The organism is Neobacillus sp. 114 (assembly GCF_030127045.1).
Classification (GTDB): domain Bacteria; phylum Bacillota; class Bacilli; order Bacillales; family Cytobacillaceae; genus Neobacillus; species Neobacillus rhizophilus.
Map to the genome: position 1 here is coordinate 5,979,324 of NZ_CP126144.1, position 20,934 is coordinate 6,000,257.

Here is a 20,934-nt window from a genome sequence, read left to right on the forward strand (position 1 = left end):
CATGATGCACGAGAACCGTCCCCATGCTTCAACATTTATTGTTGAAATTTATAAAAAATTGTTGTAATTTGCTGGGTGAATATTTTACTATAATAATTGAAAATATTACCTCAATTTCATAGATTGTGTAATTAATTGATATAAAAAATTGAATATAGGTGGGCAAGTAGAGATGGTTTATGATGGGATTTTGTTGTCTTTGATTGTTGGGTTTATCCGGAAAGGGAATCTGAGGGGGCTGGCTCAGTTAAAGCTTAAGTGGGGTTGGATTTTTCCTTTATTGTTGATTGTTCAAATCATTACCTTTGTCTATCAGAATGATATCAAATTTCTTGGAAAAGCCAGTGAATCTATCTATATGGTCGTTTATATCATTGGTTTGCTATTTTTATTCTTAAACCGAAACCACAAAGGGTTTATGATTATTTTTATCGGTGTTTTTTTAAACTTTTTGGTGATGGTGGTAAATGGGGGAAGAATGCCGGTCTCAGAAGAAGCGGCGGCTGTGTTGGATCCCATGTATATCCAAGCCCTTAAGGACGGTCTATACGCGAAGCATATTCTATTAACAGACTCTACTATACTTGGGTTTTTAGGCGATATCATACCATTAGGTCCACCCTATCCTCGTACACAGGTCATTAGCATTGGCGATGTAGTGATGAATATTGGCGCGTTTCTCTTTATCCAATATTTAATGCTCCAGCCAAATAAAAAAAATAGAGAAATCACCTCCCATTCTTTGAAAGGAGGTGAAACACGATGAAAAAAGCTCAAGGTCTTAAAATCACAGGTTTACTTTATAATGCAATCATTATTGCTTCCGTTATTATTGCATTAACATCTGGATTCAAATTTGGTGAATAATTATTACCGAAGGGAAGTTATGCAGCATAACTTCTCTTTTAAAAATTTATCGATATGAGAAGTGAAAAATAATGCGACTGTTTAAAACTCCAGCTAATCGATACATTTCCCTAGTTTCCATAGCCAGCATCATCGTATTTTTAGTATCAATTGACTTCAGAAACTACAGCAGTCATGACTGGACTGCCATTTATGCATTAGTTGGCGCCATCCTGCTGCTTAATCATTATAATATTCTTCTTCCGCCAAAGGGTAATGCCCTTTCGATGGATTCTTCCGTATTTTTGGCAAGCCTGTTTTTATTTGGCTTAAATATAACCCTATATGTTTTATTAATCTATTCGGTTATTTTTATGTTCACACTAAGAAAAATGGTTTGGTGGAAACATGTTTATAATTTTTCGATTTACACTGTAATGATTATAACTGCTCATTATGTCTTTCTTTACTTGGGTGGAACAACAGATTCGATTCAACCGAGTAATTTAATTCCTTATGCTGTTTCTTTAAGTGTCTATTTTGCAGTAAATATCCTTTTACTAGGAATCTATTTTTTATTAGTCGCAGATGAAAATCTAATGAACGTGTTAACAGGAATGCTTAAAGAGGCGATTGCCCCTTATGTTAGTACTCTTATGCTTTCGCTAGTTTTGGCTACTTTAATGAGTTCCAATCCTATCTTTGGCCTGTTTCTATTTACTTGTATTACCGTTTTACTATCGGTAGCATTCCAACAGCATTTTAACTTATTTAAAAAGATCTCTGAAAAAGCGAATAGAGATTACTTAACCGGTCTAAATAATCACGGATATTTCAAAGAACTACTGGAAAAAGAAGTCAAGATTGCCAAGGATACGGAGCAGCCTTTAAGTGTCGCGCTGCTTGACCTTGATGATTTTAAAAAATATAACGATATTTTTGGGCACATCCAAGGAGACCAGCTGCTGAAGGAGTTTGGTGCTCTTTTAGAAAAAGAAGCAAAATCGAACAGCTATACGGTTGCTCGCTATGGCGGAGAAGAATTCTCCCTTCTCATGCCGAGGACAAGTCTTCATCGGGCCCATTCTTTTATCGATGAACTTAGAAAGAAAACCAATGATACCCATTTTAAAGGGGTTGAAAAACTGGCCTATGGCTGCCTATCCTTTTCAGCCGGAATCGCGGAATGCTCGAAGGAAACCTATAGTATTTCGCAGCTGTTAAATCAAGCGGACCAAGCCATGTATTCCGCAAAGAACCAAGGGAAAAACCTGGTCCAGCTCTTTAATGAGAACTCCGAATATACGGTGCAGCACTCCCTTTCGATCGAAAAGGACCTCGAAGAAGCGGAGCAGCAGCTGAAAATTTTCCTTTCGAAGGATGTCTATACCTATCGCCACAGTAAACGGGTGTACCAGTATGCCGTTGATTTTTCCCGCAAGTTAAACTTATCCGATAGTGAACGAAAGAACCTGATCCTTGGCGCTCTCGTTCATGATATTGGCAAGCTCGAGATTCCACGGGATATTTTAAATAAAAAAGGAAAGCTTGAGCCCCATGAATGGGAAATGATGAAAAAGCATGTAACCTGGGGCAAGGAAATTATCTCGACCAATAAGAAGCTGGAAGATTTAATTCCTTTAGTCGAACTCCATCATGAACGATATGATGGGAATGGCTATCCTTATGGCCTAAAAGGAGTATCTATACCGAAATTAGCCAGGATTCTATGCATTATTGATTCCTTCGACGCCATGACAACCGAACGGCCCTACCAAAAAACAAAAACATTTAAGGAAGGCATCGCGGAATTAAGAGCATGCTCCGGAAAGCAATTCGACCCTCAATTTGTCGAACCGTTTATAGAAATCATCGAGCAGCGTGAACATGTTGAAGAAGTCTATGAGGATGGAAATGTGGCGGTTAATTCTTAGGGCTCAAACAGAGGGAAGTTCCTTGAGGTCAGCTAAAAGTAAATTGTGATTAATTTTTTAAAAATGGAAGGCAGCATTGTCTTTCATTTTTTTATTTACTTTATCAGTTATCTGTTTATTTTTGCTAAATTAAATTCAGAAATAGTTCCATCCGTAGGAACTTCATTCTTTTTGAAAAAGATACCGATTTTCTTTTTATCCAAAGAAAATCGGTAATGGAAATGTTTTTCCCTTTTATGCTTGCCTGCTTTCCAGCCTGCGCGCAATTAATGATAGACAATAGTTAACTATAAAGTACATGAGCGCGACTACGATAAAAACAGGAATAATGTAGTTAACGTTTTGTGCGTAAATGATTTGAGCATTATGCATAAGCTCCGGTAAGGCAACTATGACGCAGAGTGAAGTGTCCTTCAATAGAGAGATAAATTGGCTGACAATCGGAGGAACCATTCTCCTTAACGCTTGCGGCATAACAATAGTCCGTAATGTTTGGATGTACGTTAATCCTGATGAACGGGCCGCTTCTATTTGACCTTTATCGACGGAATTCAAACCGCCCCTGACAATCTCCGCAAGCATGGCAGATTCAAACACAGTCAATGCCGAGATTGCCGCTACCGTAACGCTAAGCTTGATTCCCACTTCCGGGAGAGCGAAAAAGGTAAAGAAAATGATAAGCAAAAGCGGCATATTCCTAATTGTTTCAACAAGCACAGCCACAACCTTAGAGACAACCGGAATTTTGGCATACCGCAATGTTCCTAATAGAATTCCAATAATAAAACTTAGCACAATCGAAATAAAAGCAACGTATAACGTCAGCCAAAAACCATCGGCGAGGAATTTTAAATGATCAGCTGAAAGAGCTCCTGTGATATCCATAATTCCCCTCCCTAATGATTTCTAGCCAGGCGTTTTTCCAAATAACCAACGCCGAGACTTAATGGTATGGTTAACACAAGATAGAACAGCGCAACAAAAATGTACACATCAAATGTAACGAATGTATGGGAGGAAACAATATCCCCAAAGTACATTAAATCAAGTCCTGCAATGATTCCTAGAATAGATGAATTTTTTACAAGATTAATAAACTGGTTGCCAATTGGAGGAATGACGATTTTGATCGCTTGCGGCAAAATAATCGTCCTCATCGCCTGCACATAGGTGAGACCGGATGATCTTGCTGCCTCCATTTGCCCTTTCGGAACAGATTGTATGCCAGCTCGAATCGCTTCGGCTATAAACGATGCCGTATAAATGGAAAGTGCGATCGTCCCTGCCACAAATCCAGAAAGCGTTACGCCAACTGCAGGAAGACCGACATAAAAGAAGAAGGCGATGATAAGAAGCGGTATATTTCTAATAAACTCAACATACACAGTGCCAATCCAATTTAAAGGCTTCATTGGAGCAATTCTCATAACGGCTACAATCACACCTATAATAAAACTACCGACCAGGCCAATGATACTTGCAAATATCGTGTTCTTAAATCCTTCTAAATATGTATCCAGGTTATTTATTAATATTGAAAAATCAATCATATTGGATCTCCCCCCTTTTTCTTGGAAGTAATATCAGGATGAGCACGTTGGCTCATCCTGATATCAATAGATACTTAGTTGGATTTGATCCACTTATTTTTAATTTCGTCATACTTCCCGCTGTCTTTCATCTTCTTTAAAGCGCTATTGATTGCATCGACTAATTCTTTATTTCCTTTTTTAACAGCAATTCCGTAAGGCTCATCGGTAAAAGTACCGCCGACTAACTCATAGTTTGAATCCTGGTCTACCATTCCATAAAGAATCGAATCATCCGTTGTCAGCGCATCCCCTTGTCCGGACTTCAACGCTGTAAAAGCTTCCGTATAGTTTTCAAATTCCAATACAGTTGTCTCTGGAGCCTTTTCACGAATATTTACAGCGGATGTTGAACCTTTAACCGCCAAAACCTTCGTGCCCTTTTTTAAATCTTCCAGCCCTTTGATTGGGCTTCCTTTTTTCACAAGCAGGGATTGGCCGGCTTGAAAGTAGACATCTGAGAAATCAACCTCTTTTTTACGTTCCTCTGAAATGGTCATGGTTGCTACGATCATATCAATATCGCCATTATTTAGCATCGGGATACGGGTTTTAGATGTAACCTCTTTAAACTCAATCTTTTTCTCATCACCAAGGATGTCTTTTGCCAACTCTTTTGAAATATCAATATCAAAACCTTCTACTTTGCCGGTACTTGGGTTCTTCAGTCCAAATAATCTTGTATCATATTTTACACCGACTACAATTTTGTCTTTCTCCTTAATTTGCTCTAAAGCATTTTTTGCTGCAGTGCCTGACGTTTCTTTATCGCTCTTGCCGCATGCTGAAAGGAGCATGGAAGCCGATAATAAAAGAATTCCAGTAATCTTACTTGCTTTACTTTTAAACATATAAATCCCCCTAAAGTTTAATGATTTAAGACACGGCTGAGAAATAGACGCGCTCTTTCTTCTTTCGGATTTGCGTAAAAATCAGCCGGTTTTCCCTGTTCCAAAATTTGCCCGTGGTCCATAAATATAATGCGGTCAGCAACTTCTTTTGCAAATCCCATTTCATGGGTAACGACTACCATCGTCATCCCTTCTTTTGCTAACGCTTTCATAACATCCAGCACTTCACCAATCATCTCTGGATCTAGAGCAGAAGTAGGCTCATCAAACAACATAATTTCAGGCTTCATGGCAAGTCCTCTTGCAATTGCAACCCTTTGCTGCTGCCCCCCTGATAACTGTGATGGATAGGAGTTCACTTTATCTGGTATACCAACTTTTTCAAGATAATATCTTGCTGTTTTTTCAGCTTCCTCTTTTGATTGGTTTAAAGCCATCGTCGGGGCAAGTGTGATGTTTTGAAGAACAGTTTTATGCGGATATAAATTAAAATGCTGAAATACCATCCCGATATTTCGCCTTAACTCATTGATGTTTGTTTTTTTGTCATTTACTTTTACACCGTTAACAATTAATTCTCCATCACTGATTGTTTCTAGCCGATTAATACAGCGAAGCAACGTACTTTTCCCAGATCCGGAAGGTCCAATGACAACGACCACTTCCCCCTTATTAATTTCTAGATTAATATTTTGGAGAACATGAAAGTCTCCATAATACTTATTTACAGAATCAAACCGAATCATTTCAAACCTCCTCTCAGTTGTACGTTTTTATATGTATGGGACCTGTCAAATTGTTAGAAGAAGCAAAATTTCAACTCTTTGGAACAGTCTAACAATTTACGTCCATATTCTATTCTACAATTCGTTTCCAATTTAGTAAATATCAACTAATAAACTTGTGAATATTCCTTTAAAAAACTAGATCCTGCAAACGCATATTTTACTATATTAAAAAGAATCCAATTTGACCCTTTTTGCTAGTTTATTAGGTTTGTTAATTTCTAGTGAGAAGGAAACTGGTTATTTTTTAGCCCTTTGGTGATAATATGTGTTCTCCTTTTTGTTTTTATTATGATTTGGCATTTATACCCTTCCATCAATTGACAAATTCGTTTATACTGTATATAATCATTATGAACAGTATGATTAATAAAAATTGCAGGTGTTCCGATGAATATCATCATTTCTAACAGTAACGATCAGCCTATTTATAACCAAATCAAAGAACAGATCAAGGAGCAGATTTTGCGGGGAGAACTGGCAGAGAAAACGACCCTCCCTTCTATCCGCAAACTAGCAAAGGATCTACAGATCAGTGTGATTACAACAAAAAGGGCATACGATGAATTGGAAAAGGAAGGATTTATTGAAACCTTTCCTGGAAAAGGTTCCTTTGTTGCATCCCAAAATCACGAGCTGCTAAAAGAAAAACAACTAAAGCTAATTGAAGAGAAGCTAGGTGAAATCATCGAACATAGCAAGGCTTTTAATATTAGTGTGGATGAATTAATGCAAATGCTTAAGCTGCTGTATGAGGAGTGACGAAACAATGGAAAATATTATAGAAGTAAACGGCGTCTCCAAGAAACTCAAAGATTTTCAACTGAGCAATCTTTCATTCGATTTCAAAAAAGGCTATATTATGGGATTGATTGGACCGAATGGAGCTGGAAAGAGCACGTTGATTCGCTGCTTGATGGACTTAGCCAAAATCGACTCGGGTGAAATTAAATTGTTTGGAATGACTCACAAGGAAAACACGAAAGAAATTAAGCAACGGATCGGCTTCGTTTACGATGAAAGTCATTTTTATGAAGAGTTTTCGCTGGAGAGAAATAAGCGGATTATTGCACCTTTTTACAAGCACTGGGATGACGAAACATTTTATAGCTATACAAAAAAATTCCATCTTCCACAAAAGATGAAACTTAAACACTTATCTAAAGGGATGAAAATGAAGTTTGCGATTGCGGTTGCGCTAGCCCATCATCCTGAACTTATTATTTTGGATGAACCTACGGCAGGGCTTGACCCCGTTTTCAGACGAGAATTGCTTGATATTCTGCTAGAAATCATCCAAGACGACAAGAAATCGGTCTTTTTTTCTACCCATATTACCACCGATTTAGAGCAGGTCGCTGATTTCATCACGTTTATGAATAATGGTGAAATCATTTTCAGTAAGGAAAAGGATGCTATTTTTGAAGATTATCAGATTGTAAAAGGGCCGAGTGAGCTTGTCGGGGAGATCCAAAGCCTCAATCCGGTAGGTATGAGAAAAACAGATGTAAGTATTGAGGCCCTCATTACCGATGTACACAATGTCGCCCCCCTTCTTCCCCAAGGTGTTCAACTTGAACGGCCGACGCTCGAAGATATCATGTATTACACGGTAAAGGGGATTACGTCATGAAACAGTTACTTTTAAAAGATTTATATACGCAAAGATTATTTGGTTTTCTTTTTCCATTGATATTTATCATGCCTTTCTATTCGATATCTTTAAATGGCGCTAACTATATCGTTGTTTATGTTACGTATGTTGCCATTTGGCTCTCTATTTATTCCAACTTCGGTACGGCTGCATCAAACAGACTGGGGCTAAAGCTGCTGTCGAGCCTGCCGGTCACAAGAAAAAAACTAGTACAAGGAAAATACTGCGCCGCATTCATGTGGTGGGGGATCAGCCTAATCAGTTACGGAACGATTGCTTCACTTATTTTAATATCGACGAATAATATTCTCGGTTGGGGAACCATTCTCAGTTTGGTCTTATCGCTTTGTCTAGCATTCATCATCATTTCTGTTTTCTATCCTCTATATTTTTTATTTAACTATCAAGTGGCGGCAGGAATCACGATGGTTATTCCTGCGCTGGCCTTTTTTGGAATGACTTTCTCGACAGTTATGTATGATGAAAATAGTCTGCCTTTACAGTGGGAGCTGTTTCTGATCGAGAACCTCTTATTCTACTTTTTATTTATTCTTGTAAGCATGCTGATTACATTCGCTTCTTATAGATTGTCAGTAGCTATTTTTGAGAAAAAAGATTTGTAAAGGGGACTGGATATGCTTAATGTAATAAGGCTGAACATAAGAAGTATCAAAATTTGGGAAGTGATCATGTTCATCCCAGCAGTATTTGTACTTGCGTTCCTAGCCAGCCCGAATTTCATGCATCCTTATTATATGTGGATTTTTTATTTAACATTTGGGCTATCTAGCATTTCCCTTAATCCAAAAAAACACGAAAAAGTCCAACGGACCATTTTTAGCTTACCCATTACAAAAAAAGAATATATTGGGGCAATCTATCTTCTTGTGGTTATTTGGTTTTTCCTCGCGACAATCGTTACAACATTCATTGCCTTTATGATTGATCGAGAAATGGAATTTTTTACATTCGAATTATGGATCACCATGTTTTTTCTGTTCCTATTTTTTAGCTCGATTTATTTGCCGTTTGGAATGTTTTTCAAACGAGCAGGAATGATTATTCCTATAGCCTTGATCACTTTCATCATCACCATTCGGGAGACATCGGGGATCTCTGAGATCCATTTTCATCCGATCTTATTTATTGCAATTATCCTATTCGGTTTATCGTACTTTCTTTCAACAAAGATCATCAAGGGGAAAGATATATCGTAAAATGGAATATATAATAAATGAAAACTCGCCGATTGGCGAGTCCGATAGGATGAAGACAGAGGCGTAGTTGAATTTATACTTTCCTATTAGCTAAAAAAGAGAAGTGCTGCTAACACTTCTCACTAAAACCTCTACCGTCAGGGTGGTGGTTGTTACAATATATTTATTTCTGAGAACCACCTTTTGCATTCCTACGCGGGGTGGTTTTCTTGTTTTCTAGAACGTTACTCCGAAAGAAATAAGCTCTAGTTTTACGCAGAATAATTTTTGGCACTATTTTCAATTTGTTCTACAGAGTTGTTATTTTGATATGGGTCATACATTTTTTCTCGGATAAATAAAGCTGGAATAATCCCTGCTATTGCATAAGCTATTCCAAGTGTGGCTAAACCAAATCCAATTGATTGAGCTTGTGAAATAATACCTATGCTGACAGGCGCGATCGCGGCACCAAACCGCCCAATGTTATACGCTCCTCCACTAGCCGTTCCACGAATGTGTGTAGGAAAACTTTCACTCATGTACGTACCATTCACCCCATAGGGTGTTCCATAAAGGAATCCAAAAATGGTAAGTAATATAATGATATTGCCTGGTGTATGATACATGATAAGGAATGGCAAGAAAATCGCAGTAGATAACCCGCCAATTGCATATACAGCACGACGACCTATTAAATCTGCTAACCAGCCGGCAAGAATCTTGCCAAAAATTAATGCCGTATAGGTTCCAACAAGATATCCTGTCATCTTTTTAAAATCGAAACCTAAATCCTCTACAAGATACGTTGGAAGCCATGTTCCTACACCATAAAAACCAAACTGTAAAAAGGTTGAAGTAAAAATCCAGAAGATAAAAATAGATCTTAATTTTGGTTCTTTAAAGATGGCTACCCATTCGTTTTTCTTAATCTTTTTAGGTTGTTGCTTTGCTTCAACCCATCCTTGGGGTTCAGGAATCTTCCGTCTTATATAAATTGCCAAAACAACTGGTATTATAGATATGAAGAAAAGCGGCCTCCAACCGTAAATTGGCAAGATCGCATTTGCTAACAGGGCTGCCACTAAATATCCCACTGAATAAGCTGCTTGTAATGATCCTAATATCGTCGTTCTTTTTTTTGTTGGTACATATTCGGCCATTAGCATCATAACTATAGAATATTCTGCCCCTATTCCAATGGCAGAGATAAAACGAATGGCTAGGAATTGCTCGTAAGTTTGAGCAAGCCCTAGGAATGCCGTACCAACAGAGAAAAGCACCATCATATAGACCGCCATTTTCACCCGGCCAAATCGGTCAGATAACCAGCCGCCTACAATTCCTCCAACTGCCATGCCAATTAAGGATAATGTACTGATAAACCCTGCAGCTGCTTTTGTAATTTGAAATTCTTCCATTAAACTTGGAAGAGTTAATGAGAGCATTTGTATATCCATTCCATCTACGATGAGGCCTAGAAAACAAGCGATAAATACAATAATCCAAGGTCGACTTACTTGTGTTTTTTCCATAGATACACTCCTTTTTTCAAATAATTTAATTTAAAGCGGTTACATTACTGAAATAAAAATGGCTATCCTAAACATTACTATTAAAAACTTAATAGTAGTTGTTTAAGATAGCCAGATAGTTCACTAGTTTATATTAAAAAAGGTTATTTTTTTAATAGCTAATGAATAGGCAATAATGATTTTAATAATTCTATTTTACACCAATTTTCTAATAATTCAATACATAATTTAAAAGCTTTGAATATCCCAGAAGATATAGTTAATTTTGTAAATAATTATCGTGATATTTTTGGCGGGCAACTTTTAGCGCAACAATCAAAGCTCCTTGAGATTGAATTAAAAAATCCTGCTCGATCTCCTTAAGCAAGGAACTAATATCCTTGCTAAAATCAGTTCCAATGACAATACGCTTTAAATAGTCTTTTGCCAAATCCGTAATAAAGGTAGCATCTGCATTCACGATAATATGATTTTGTTTATGAATCTCAAGCATAATTCCGATCTGCTTATTATTCTCATACATGGGTGTATTTTGCGGTGCTTTTGCATAAGCAGAAATAAATACTGTTGGCATTCCCATTACTCAACATCCTTTCAAGAGTAAGATAGTATAAACCAAGGACAATCATTGGAAAATCAGCTTAAACTGTATGAATAATCCCTTGCGTAATGCCTCACTTTATCTAAATCGATTTCCATCCCAAACCCTGGTCCGTCTGGTATAATCACTTCAAAGTTTTCAAATTGGAGATCGTTTACGGTAATGCGATCCTTGAACAACAATGGACCAAAGATTTCTGTACCGTATTCAAATTCTGAAATCGTTGCATAAACTGCTGCACAGGCAGCAGACCCAAGACTGGATTCAATCATGGTACCGCCATACAAGCCAAATCCTGAGCCTTCCGCAATGGCCGCCACCTTTTTAGTTTCCATTAACCCGCCATGCTTGCACGGTTTAAGAGCGATGCAATTCCCATAGCGATGCTTGGTAATTTGAAATACATCATGAACTGAATTGGCTGATTCATCTGCCATGATTGGAACTTTAAACCGCTCGGTTAACCGAGCCATGCCCTCGTAATTCCAAGTTGGCAGCGGCTGTTCCACCATGGAAACTCCACCATCCTGCAATGCCTCAATACAGTAATTTGCGATTGTTTCATCCCAAGCCTGGTTGACGTCCACAGTCACACGGGCCTGATCACCTACCGCCGCAATGATTTTCAAAACATGTTCCACATTTTTATATGGATCGCCTTTACCAATTTTTAATTTAAAAATTTTGTGGCGTTTTTGCTGTAATAATTCTTTTGCTTCTTCAATATCTCTTCCTGTGTCCCCGCTGGCTAACGTCCATGCCAGTGGCAGGGAATCATGGATTTTTCCACCTAACAGCTCATAAGCCGGAATGTTTTTACTTTTTGCTGCCAAATCGATCATCGCCTCTTCAACCACTGCTTTTGCAAAATGGTTCCCTCTAACTGCCTTCGAAACCTCAAACATGATTTTAGAAAAATCATTCGGATTCCTGCCAAGTAAATGTGGAGTGATATATTGATCAATATTAGCCTTGATTGCTTCCGGTGTCCCTTCCCCATAAGAAGCACCGCCAATTGTCGCTACCTCTGCCCATCCTTCCAGACCACCTTCATTCGTAATCCGGGCCACAACAATCGATTGTGCTGTAATCGTATGCATTGATAACTGATGCGGTCTAACTGTTGGTATATCTAATATATAAATATCAACTGAACGTATCTTCATTTATTCATCTCCTATTTGTTCAATAAAATCTGCTCTTTTTTGGGGCGACCTCTTCCATTGAGACTCCTGGTATTAGCTCAATCAGTCTCAACTCGCCAATCTGAATCTCATTGCCGTTAATAGTTTTCTTATATAGTTCTATATGTTTAGCACCTCTTTTTTAAATTGCTAGTTTTGAATACGCGAGCTTGAGGGTAAGACCCTTAGACAAACATAACGCATAAAAATAAAAAGGCCTTTTAAAGATGGCGGCTCTCATTTGCGAACAAATGAAATCCCTCATCTTTAAAAGGCCGTTACGTTTACTAAGTTTAATTAAAAATGGTAAATTTTTAATCATTAATAAACAGGCTAGTTATTGTATGCGTTTTCTATATTATGAAATATTTTTTTAATAATTTCAACAGTTTTATTTTTTATGAAAGTAAAATCATAAAAAAGGAAAGTAACCACACCAAATCGGGAAGTATATCCAAATAAATGGTAATCTCCCCAAAAAGATCATTATGTTTTCTCTTATTTTCACTGACAATTCAACTAGCGAAGCATATACCGGTTCCACTAAATTGGTTGATGTACTCGACCAACATGGGAATGTGGTATGTAGATTTAAGTGATAGTTCGCTAGAAGAGCATGATTTTGAAGAACGAAGTTATTAATTTTTCAATCTTCCAAAATCGAGCAGGATGAAGTCCTCCCTAAAATGAGGCACGAGAACCGTCCCCGTGCCTCACAATTACCTGGTTCCTGATGTCACAATAAGGGTCCCCTCTTGTTTAAACATATTGAGTAATTGTCTTACGACGCCAGTACCCATTTTTATGATTCTAGGCTGGGTGGTGGGATTGTCACCCCATTGACAGTTGGTTACTACACCACTGCTAGCGTTATCCCAAAACATGACGCCATTAATCTTACAGCCATTGAATACAATCCCATTTTGCCTGACATGGACATAGACAACATAAGGGTCAGTTACGCCATCACTGAGAATATGGCAATTATCAAAGGAGACATATGTGTTATTTTGGGTTGTAAAGATACCTTGAATATCGATGGCCCTTGCTGTACAGTAAATCCAGCATCCATCGAACACAAAGTCTGACATATCAATTCCTGTAACGGCAAAACGGGAGTTTAAGTCTATGATCACGTGAGAGAATTTGAACGCCAATCCTCGTACTACATTGACGCCCCATCTAGCAGAACCAATGAAACCACCCAAAAACATACAGCCCTCCGGTCGTCTAATTGAGCCCTGATAGGTGGCACCATCTACATACACACCATTATTAAAACCAGAGAATTGACAGCCAACAAAGGTGTTATTTATAACTTGACCTTGTATTTTTAAACCAGTGTCCCCGGTATAAAAGGCACTAATACTTTCAAAATAACTACCCCATACCTCCGCTAGAAATAAACCTGTAAATACATTAGAGATGGAGATATTTTTAAATGAACATTGATACACAGCATAGTTAACACTGGTTGATTGTGTAATTTTACTTTGATCTGCCGTACCCATATATAATCCGACAAGATTTCTGTAATTGGGGTTCCCATCAATTTTCAAATCCTGTATAAATTTCGTGCTCATCTTTAAATCTGTTCCTACAGCAGGTTCCCGGCCCTTTACCCAAAGCATCGTACCAACAGGAACACTAGCACCTACAGCCACTTCATTCCATACACCAGCAACCTTTATTACAGCATTATTACCGATAATCGAAATATAATCAGGAATTACTAGAGTTTGTGAAATAACATAGGTTGCAAAAGGCTTAAGGTTTAAGATCCCCATACCTCCCGGCGCACTGGCAATACAACTTTTCAAGGCTTGCGTATCATCTGTGACACCATCACCTTTTGCCCCGAAATCCTCAGCCAGCAGGTAGTAGTTCATAGAGTTTGGTTCAGCCACTATTGCTCAGCTCCTTAAAAAAATAGTACACAACCATATTAAAACGATTATTATACTATCCTATTCAAACCGTCTTAAGGAGATTGTATGCTCGTCCATTAGATTGCAGAATAGATTTTGCTGGTTCTTCACGGATGGTTTGTAAACAATGACTTGATGCTATAGCCGATGTAGTGGAAGTCTACACCGTATCCCTAAGGGCAATTATTACATTCCAAAGTACCCAAATATCCAATCACTACTTTGTAAAAGCGGTTAAAAAAATGACTTCCCAATTCCCCTCATAATCCTCAGAGCATAATCCTTCTTTCCCTTCCTTATTTGAAACAAAAGAACCGTCCCCATGCCTCAAAGAAAGGAGGTTAATGAGATGGCAAAGACATTGGAATTGATGTTTGGTACGGAGTTTGGCAAGACTGCCCGTATTGCAGTGGACAATCCGAAGGAACCGGTTGATGAGGCTGGCTACTGTCAAACAAGCGATGGCACAGATCATTGCTGCGGATGTATTTACATCAGCCAGCGGCAGATATGTTGCTGCAAAATGCGCTAGAGTGATCGTCCGCAATATAGCGGAGTATGAAATTGTTTAATAGTTTGGTATCGAATTTGCAGGGTAAATCTAATCAATAGGTTAAAGGGGAGGCCGGATTCTTTTGCGAAACCGGCCTCTTTTAAAATATGAATCGGAAGGAGAGAATCTTCCTACTGGGCAGTTGGCTTTTCAATTTAATAAAGAACCCATTGAGTAGGGGTCATTCAACTCTATCAATCTTCGATAAAATTCTGGTGGTGACAGGCACCAATCCCCTAATTAAAAATACATTTCCCTTGTTGTCCAGAATTCCTTTAGTTTCTGTATTAAAGTCTTATGCGCAACAGAATTGGGGTTAACGAGATCGATTGAATAATAGTTCATCGATAGTTTTCCTGTATGGACATATTTAGACCTCAAAATTTCTTTGTTACGAGTACTTGTTAATTTAATGATTTGAAATTCCGGGCTAATCGTTTGGGTTTTAAAGTCTACAGGGGCTGTGATGTATTGATTTTTATAGACATTTAAAACAACAAGATTTTTAGAACCCTCTTCAATTATTAAAAAATCCCTTTTGTCGCTTGCGGCTTCCGAGCCAAACACATACGCGAAAATAAATAAACCTATTAATGAGGCAGCAATAGCAGTTTTATACTTTTTAAAATGTCCAAGAGTGACAATTAATAAGATTATAAGAAATAGGACAATCAAAGAAACTTTTTGAAAAAAAATAATAATGAATAAAACGAAAGACCATCTTAACACTAACCCATATTTTGACTGGGCCAAAAAATGGAAAAATTTAAATCGATTGTTTAAGCTTTTATGGAGCTTATCTTCGATATAAATAATCAAAAAAGCTAGAAATAGAAACGTGATGAGTAAGAGCATCGTTTTGGTCAAGGAAGTAATCGTTATATCAATATAACTAGAATTCAATCTAAAGAAATGGTTATAGGAACATTCATATGTATAGGTAATTCCATAACTAACAGCAGTTAAGGGGGCAATTACAATCGCAACATCAAAATTTGTCTTAAAATATTCTCTTAGCTTTTCTAACATGAGTTCACCCATTATCTATTGTTCTCAGCAGGACCAGTAGGAATATGTAAAAAAGAAAACATATCTTTAAATTTATTTCGAAGCAACTCGTCATAATAATCATCCATCCGATCTGGAGCATCGGGGTCCATGAGATTTTTCGAATAGTCTCTTACATAAAGTAACCCTGTATTTGTTAACTTTGTAGTAATCACCGGATTATCCATTTCAATAAATTCAAATTCAGGGGTAATTAACTTTCTCTTTAAATCGACTGGTGCAGCAATATAATTATCGTCATATGTGTTTACCACTACCAAGGTCTCTTTACCATCTTTAATCAATAAATGTTCAAACTGACCGGCCGCATTCGCTGTTCCTAGAGAATAGGTAATAACAATCATACCAGCCAATAAAGTAACAACAGCTGTTATATATTTTTTAAAATAAAACAAGACAAGAAAAATTCCAATTGGGATTATCGCATTTAAAACTCTGCCGGAGTTAAATATAAATCCTCCTAAAAGGAGTAGACAAAACAATGAAATATGTGGCAGAGGCAGATGCATTAACAAAGTCCCGACTCTCTTCTTGAATAAAGATGAATCTTCTTTTAGTCTATCAGCCATTTTAAAAAACAAAATGTTTAATCCAATTGCCATAAGAATGATGACCGCAATTCCAATAATTAATAGTAATGTTTCCGAAAGCCGATTAATATTAATTTCAACAAAGTCCGCCGGCAATTTATAATGCCGGTTATAGGCCCAATAATACATATATGTGAAACCATAGGTAATCGCAGTTAAAGGTCCTATTACAAGCGAAATCTGTATCCCTTTCAAATTTCTAATTCTAAAGGTGTTCAAAATCCACATACACATTTTCCCTCTGTTACTTATAGTTGGATTTTCTATTATTTTTTAGGTGCACGAAGTGATGCTTGACTGCCCAGAAGTCAAGCTACAAAAATCCATCAGAACCGCCCCCTTGGCAACTCCTACATCGCCAACCTCTTAATCAAACTCTCTAACTCCTCAAGGTTCCCCTGTAGATGGTGGTGAAAGGCCAATGTACTTTGGTTTTGGGTTTGCGCTTCTTTCCGTTGGTTTGATATTTCTTCTAACACAACGTTATAGGAGTTGTTCTTGTATTCATCGAATTGTTTTTGGAACTGTTCCTGGGTTGATTTGGCTAGCGCCACAAATGAACTGGAGCATTCATTTTTGGCTTGCAATACCTTACGCAGGTTTTGCTCTTCTTTCACATGGCCTGTGATTTCCAGCAAGACTCCGGCGATAGCCAGAACCGGACCGGCCACTTTCGCCACGTTCGTCAGGAATTTTGCTGCATTCACAGCCTGCCATGGTTTAAAAGAATGGCCAAAAAACTTACCTACCTGATAAATGCCTTTATGTAAATCCGAACCCCTCATTGCCGAAGATTTCACAAATCCACCCGCAGCATTGTTAGAAAACTTAAGGATTCCTCCTGTTGCTTTTTCAACAATATTGTTAATTGCCTTAAAGTTTTTTTGAAGATTGGAAATGTCGGTCATATCTACATTTCCTCCTTTAATATGGGCAGTATCAATTTCTACACTGCTGAAAAAGGAATCGGCCAAATCACTATTCAAAATATCCTCGATTTGTTCCGTCAATTCTTCTCTCTCAGCCTTAAGCATATCTTCTAATCGGTTATTCGCATCTTCAATCAGTTGCCTGATTTCCGTCTCAACCTTTTTCTGCTCCCCTTCAAAGTCGACGTTTTCCCCGCCAATCAAGGATGTTAACTGATTTCCGAGCGTTACAATTGCAGAACGCATATCACTCGTAATAATATTGAGGTTATTTTGCGATTTTTCAATACTTTTCTTTACTCTGTTTTCAATCCTCTCAAGTAGTAAGAAGAACTCTCTGGAACCTTCTGTACTATTTTCCGTCAGCGCCTTTCCGATTTCGGAGACAACCTGCCTAATCGGCGTATCCATTTTTCCCAATAATCCCTTTTCATGGACAAACCCATTAATGGCTGTAACTAGCTCATCGAAGTGACTGGATTCTAATAACTCTTGAAAATCATCTTCCACACCTTCAATATAATCCGCCGCATCTATAAAGACAGGGCTAAATTCCCCCAAATCATGAGGCATCAAGGAAGTTTTTAATGTTTCTAAGTAGTTGCTTCTTAATTCTGCAAATTCCCCTTGTTCCATTGACATCTTATTGACTACTAACATCATTTTGCTGCGATAGGCATCTTCATAGGCAAGTTTCACGAAATTCTCCAAAACAATATCATCAAACAAATCACTTGTTAATACATAAAGCAGTAAATCGGATACTTTAATGGCCTCATAGGTGCGGGCATCATGGTCTTTTCTTTCCGTATACAGTCCTGGTGTGTCAGTAAGAATCACGCCGTTCCAATCATAATCTTCAGGAACATCAGTCGCAATATCTGCATCAATTTTTATATCCTTATTGCCGGTCAATGCCGAGATAATCGTCGATTTACCAGCACTATACTGACCGACAAGGGCCACTTTAATTAACGAGTCCTCTTTTACAGCACCCATCACTTTCTCAATGCTCTCTGCGTACGTTTCATAAGGAGTTCCTTGGCTCTGCAGCAGCTGCACGGAATCCCCTGATATTTGGATAAATCGCTGGCCAACCTCTTCGATTAATAACGAATAATTTGAATTCAATGTACCTCGACCCTTTCCCTGCTAATAGATTCAATAATGACATGCTCTTGGATTTTTTGAGCTAATGCCTCTTGAAATTCTCGATCAATGATTTTAGGAGTTTGAATGAAAAACCTCTTGCCAAAAGTTCGTTCGACATCCGTGACCCATTTGTTGATTTCCTTATCATTTAACGGCACCAAATCTCTATGGCGCGGTTCCTGAGCAAATAACAACCGATAGGCGTAGGCCTTATTTAGCTTCATTTCCTGATGCTGGACCATCGCTTGTGCCCCTGATAAAACGTATATAATCTTTTCCAAGCTTGATATCAACGTGTTTTGATAGGCGTCAATAGTTGAAAACAGCTCGCCATGCTTCTTTTGAAACTGTTTAATCGTGGAGGATTTCACTTCTAGCTTCTGCCTGGTGACACTGCCTGTTAACCCCTTGGTTAACTTATCAATCACCTCTTGTATTTTTTTCTTTTTTGATTTGAAAAAGAAACCCAAAACGGTCCCGACAGCAACAATGCCCCAGCCAATCCAGCCGATTGGACCGGAAAAGAGGACAAGAATGCCTCCTATTCCGGCAAAATAGGCGAAAAACCTCTTGGCATCAAACAAATTTGGCAAATTAACATCAAACCCACGGTTCAGCCTTTGGCCCGTGTAGGAAAGATCTTCGACCAATTCCTTTAAATGCTGCTCAATATCTGATGCATAACTAGAAAAAATCCCATCCAGCTTTGACTCCAAGCTTTTCTCCAGCCCAACTGACTGAACAACTTTACTCCATTCCCTCTCGAGTTCAGCCTGTTTCCGATGATAATTATTTGTGGCAAAAGGACTGATCTTATCCTCCAGCTTAGCAAACTCTTGGTCAACGGTTTGGCCAATTCGCTTTTGATAAGACTCGCCGATTTCCTTTAATTTTTTATGATTAGCCGTCTTAAACCGTTTCAGTTTATTCAACATGGATTGTAAGGCCTCCATGTTTTGCTGAAAAATACAATTGGTTTCGTGAACTGGATAAATAAGACCATCCAGTATCGTCTGTGAACGGCGAATATGTCCATCTTCAATAACCGATAACTGCAGCGCATTTAAAAATTTCTCAATGTGACTCCCATCATATAGCTTTCGTTGTTCCTCTTTTGAAAAGGACTCTTTCTTGGAGAGAAGCGCCGCATATAACTGAACCGGAATGATGTCAAACGTGCTGTTTTGATAATGCTCCTCTGCATATCTCCGAATCCTATTGATATGGCCGTCTAACGATTTGGCATCCTTTCTTTCGTAAATAAATTCAGGTTCAGCCAAGAATCGCTTTAATTTGGCTGGATGGTCCAAATTCTCCTTTACGTTTAACAGGATGACAATCGGCTTGTTTTTTTCTTTAATCCCTTTTAAAAATTTGAACTCAGCAGGTTGAACACTATCATTTTTGACAAGATAACAAATCACGTCACTCTCATCAATAATACTTTTTGCAATCTCTTCATCACTTTTTCCGCCTGGAGCTCCAATTCCCGGTGTATCAATAATTCTGATATTTCTCCACGTGTAAATACGATTGTATCTTGTGGTTCGTTGTTTACCGACACCTATGGCGTCTTTGCCCCTGCCGGTAATCACAGCATGCAAAGTGCTTTTGCCAGCCTTAGTTTTACCCATGAAAGAGATGGTAAAGTAATTCATCGCCTGTTTTTTCTTTTTAAGGGATCGACTTACTTCCTTTAGTTGAACATCAATAATTTTAGAAATTTGTTGTTCCAAATCTGTAATCGTTTGTTTTACATTAAACTCATCGGTTTCCTTCTCACCAATATTCGGTAAAATAGCATGAATCAGACGTGAAACTTCCAGTAGAGTCTGCAAATGTTCGTCAAGTATGGGGGAAGCATACGCAAAGTCTTCTTTAGCAATGGCCTTGCAATATTCAATCGCATTCTTATATTCCCCCCGACCGTTAAGCATGGTCTGGTCATTCAACTGTTCCATGCGATGGCTGCCGCTCTCGGAATACCATTTCTGAATCACATCTGTTATTTTGAAAAGATTTGTATCCGCAAGCGTTCCACTATACATTTTCCGCTTATTACTTGATTTTTGTGTAGCTAGTGAGATTAACTCATATACATTGCTTTTTAGCTCTTCATACCTCTCCTGACTGATTCCCCATAATTCCCTAGCCTTATCAAGCAATAAAGGTCCCTCATCGTAGAGGTATCCAGTGCAAACAGCAATTGCCGCTCCTGCTTCCAGGGCAACCTCCTGCCATTTTCGTTGGTTTTCTCCCTTTAGTTTTTCAACAATTTCATCAAAGGATTTTTTATCGTCATCATTGGATAAAATTTTATCCATTTCTTTTTCTTCTGATTCTGACAGGTCAAGCAGATCTAATAAATCTCGAAAAAATAGCAACTGTTGTTCATCTATTTTTTCATCCGCAACAATTAGATGAGATAGAAAATAATTAACGTATTCGCTTTGCAAGATGAATCCTCCATTAACAAGTCTTTTGCTAGGATGCCCTGAACGCAATAAGAAATTTGGGACTTTTTAACTATTATACAATA

At 38.1% G+C, this 20,934-nt stretch carries 19 protein-coding genes; 7 read left to right on the top strand and 12 right to left on the bottom strand.

Features of this window, described 5'->3' with window-relative positions; all coding sequences use genetic code 11:
* The first annotated feature begins 172 nt into the window (after positions 1–172).
* Positions 173–766: a DUF5317 domain-containing protein gene (locus QNN06_RS29225; protein WP_284036559.1), complete on the top strand. Its 594-nt coding sequence runs from the start codon at positions 173–175 to the stop codon at positions 764–766.
* A 172-nt stretch (positions 767–938) separates the two neighbouring features.
* Complete coding sequence (locus QNN06_RS29230) at positions 939–2,780, top strand: diguanylate cyclase (RefSeq protein ID WP_284036560.1); 1,842 nt, start codon at positions 939–941, stop codon at positions 2,778–2,780.
* A 234-nt stretch (positions 2,781–3,014) separates the two neighbouring features.
* Here QNN06_RS29230 and QNN06_RS29235 read toward each other — a convergent pair whose 3' ends face one another.
* From QNN06_RS29235 to QNN06_RS29250, 4 genes are all read right to left on the bottom strand, one after another.
* A complete protein-coding gene (locus QNN06_RS29235) occupies positions 3,015–3,665 on the bottom strand; it encodes an amino acid ABC transporter permease (RefSeq protein ID WP_213117342.1) in 651 nt (216 codons plus the stop codon).
* Positions 3,666–3,676: 11 nt separating this feature from the next.
* Positions 3,677–4,330, bottom strand: coding sequence for an amino acid ABC transporter permease (locus QNN06_RS29240; protein WP_217036746.1), 654 nt, complete (start codon positions 4,328–4,330; stop codon positions 3,677–3,679).
* 74 nt (positions 4,331–4,404) lie between these two features.
* On the bottom strand, positions 4,405–5,220 hold the full coding sequence (locus tag QNN06_RS29245) for a transporter substrate-binding domain-containing protein (RefSeq protein WP_217036747.1): 816 nt from the start codon (positions 5,218–5,220) through the stop codon (positions 4,405–4,407).
* 17 nt (positions 5,221–5,237) lie between these two features.
* Positions 5,238–5,966: an amino acid ABC transporter ATP-binding protein gene (locus QNN06_RS29250; RefSeq protein ID WP_217036748.1), complete on the bottom strand. Its 729-nt coding sequence runs from the start codon at positions 5,964–5,966 to the stop codon at positions 5,238–5,240.
* 429 nt (positions 5,967–6,395) lie between these two features.
* Here QNN06_RS29250 and QNN06_RS29255 point away from each other — a divergent pair, with 429 nt between their 5' ends.
* From QNN06_RS29255 to QNN06_RS29270, 4 genes are read left to right on the top strand one after another with little or no spacing between them, the layout of a single operon-like run.
* Positions 6,396–6,767, top strand: coding sequence for a GntR family transcriptional regulator (locus tag QNN06_RS29255; protein ID WP_284036561.1), 372 nt, complete (start codon positions 6,396–6,398; stop codon positions 6,765–6,767).
* 16 nt (positions 6,768–6,783) lie between these two features.
* Positions 6,784–7,638 carry an ABC transporter ATP-binding protein gene (locus QNN06_RS29260; RefSeq protein ID WP_284038000.1) on the top strand — a complete coding sequence of 285 codons (855 nt, stop codon included), beginning with the start codon at positions 6,784–6,786 and terminating at the stop codon, positions 7,636–7,638.
* Entirely contained in the window at positions 7,635–8,282 is a 648-nt protein-coding gene (locus QNN06_RS29265) for an ABC-2 transporter permease (protein ID WP_213117336.1), read from the top strand. Before QNN06_RS29260 ends, QNN06_RS29265 begins: the two co-directional genes overlap by 4 nt.
* Before the next feature lie 12 nt (positions 8,283–8,294).
* On the top strand, positions 8,295–8,876 hold the full coding sequence (locus QNN06_RS29270; RefSeq protein WP_284036562.1) for an ABC-2 transporter permease: 582 nt from the start codon (positions 8,295–8,297) through the stop codon (positions 8,874–8,876).
* A gap of 251 nt (positions 8,877–9,127) precedes the next feature.
* On the opposite strand, the gene QNN06_RS29275 is transcribed toward QNN06_RS29270, so the two are convergent.
* The 4 genes from QNN06_RS29275 to QNN06_RS29290 form a co-directional block, all read right to left on the bottom strand.
* On the bottom strand, positions 9,128–10,390 hold the full coding sequence (locus QNN06_RS29275) for an MFS transporter (protein WP_284036563.1): 1,263 nt from the start codon (positions 10,388–10,390) through the stop codon (positions 9,128–9,130).
* A 259-nt stretch (positions 10,391–10,649) separates the two neighbouring features.
* Positions 10,650–10,970 carry a DUF3870 domain-containing protein gene (locus tag QNN06_RS29280; protein ID WP_213117333.1) on the bottom strand — a complete coding sequence of 107 codons (321 nt, stop codon included), beginning with the start codon at positions 10,968–10,970 and terminating at the stop codon, positions 10,650–10,652.
* A gap of 56 nt (positions 10,971–11,026) precedes the next feature.
* Complete coding sequence (locus tag QNN06_RS29285; protein WP_284036564.1) at positions 11,027–12,157, bottom strand: muconate cycloisomerase family protein; 1,131 nt, start codon at positions 12,155–12,157, stop codon at positions 11,027–11,029.
* A 737-nt stretch (positions 12,158–12,894) separates the two neighbouring features.
* Positions 12,895–14,082: a glycosyl hydrolase family 28-related protein gene (locus QNN06_RS29290; protein ID WP_284036565.1), complete on the bottom strand. Its 1,188-nt coding sequence runs from the start codon at positions 14,080–14,082 to the stop codon at positions 12,895–12,897.
* A 482-nt stretch (positions 14,083–14,564) separates the two neighbouring features.
* Here QNN06_RS29290 and QNN06_RS31300 point away from each other — a divergent pair, with 482 nt between their 5' ends.
* Positions 14,565–14,675: a DUF2922 family protein gene (locus QNN06_RS31300; protein ID WP_349654924.1), complete on the top strand. Its 111-nt coding sequence runs from the start codon at positions 14,565–14,567 to the stop codon at positions 14,673–14,675.
* Positions 14,676–14,896: 221 nt separating this feature from the next.
* Here QNN06_RS31300 and QNN06_RS29300 read toward each other — a convergent pair whose 3' ends face one another.
* From QNN06_RS29300 to QNN06_RS29315, 4 genes are all read right to left on the bottom strand, one after another.
* Entirely contained in the window at positions 14,897–15,685 is a 789-nt protein-coding gene (locus tag QNN06_RS29300; protein ID WP_284036566.1) for a hypothetical protein, read from the bottom strand.
* Positions 15,686–15,696: 11 nt separating this feature from the next.
* On the bottom strand, positions 15,697–16,542 hold the full coding sequence (locus tag QNN06_RS29305) for a hypothetical protein (RefSeq protein WP_284036567.1): 846 nt from the start codon (positions 16,540–16,542) through the stop codon (positions 15,697–15,699).
* Positions 16,543–16,664: 122 nt separating this feature from the next.
* Positions 16,665–18,374, bottom strand: a complete 1,710-nt coding sequence (locus tag QNN06_RS29310; protein ID WP_284036568.1) for a GTPase — start codon at positions 18,372–18,374, stop codon at positions 16,665–16,667.
* The gene (locus tag QNN06_RS29315; protein ID WP_284036569.1) at positions 18,371–20,851 is read right to left on the bottom strand and encodes a GTPase; all 2,481 of its coding nucleotides are present in this window, start codon (positions 20,849–20,851) and stop codon (positions 18,371–18,373) included. Before QNN06_RS29315 ends, QNN06_RS29310 begins: the two co-directional genes overlap by 4 nt.
* Between the last annotated feature and the right edge of the window lie 83 nt (positions 20,852–20,934).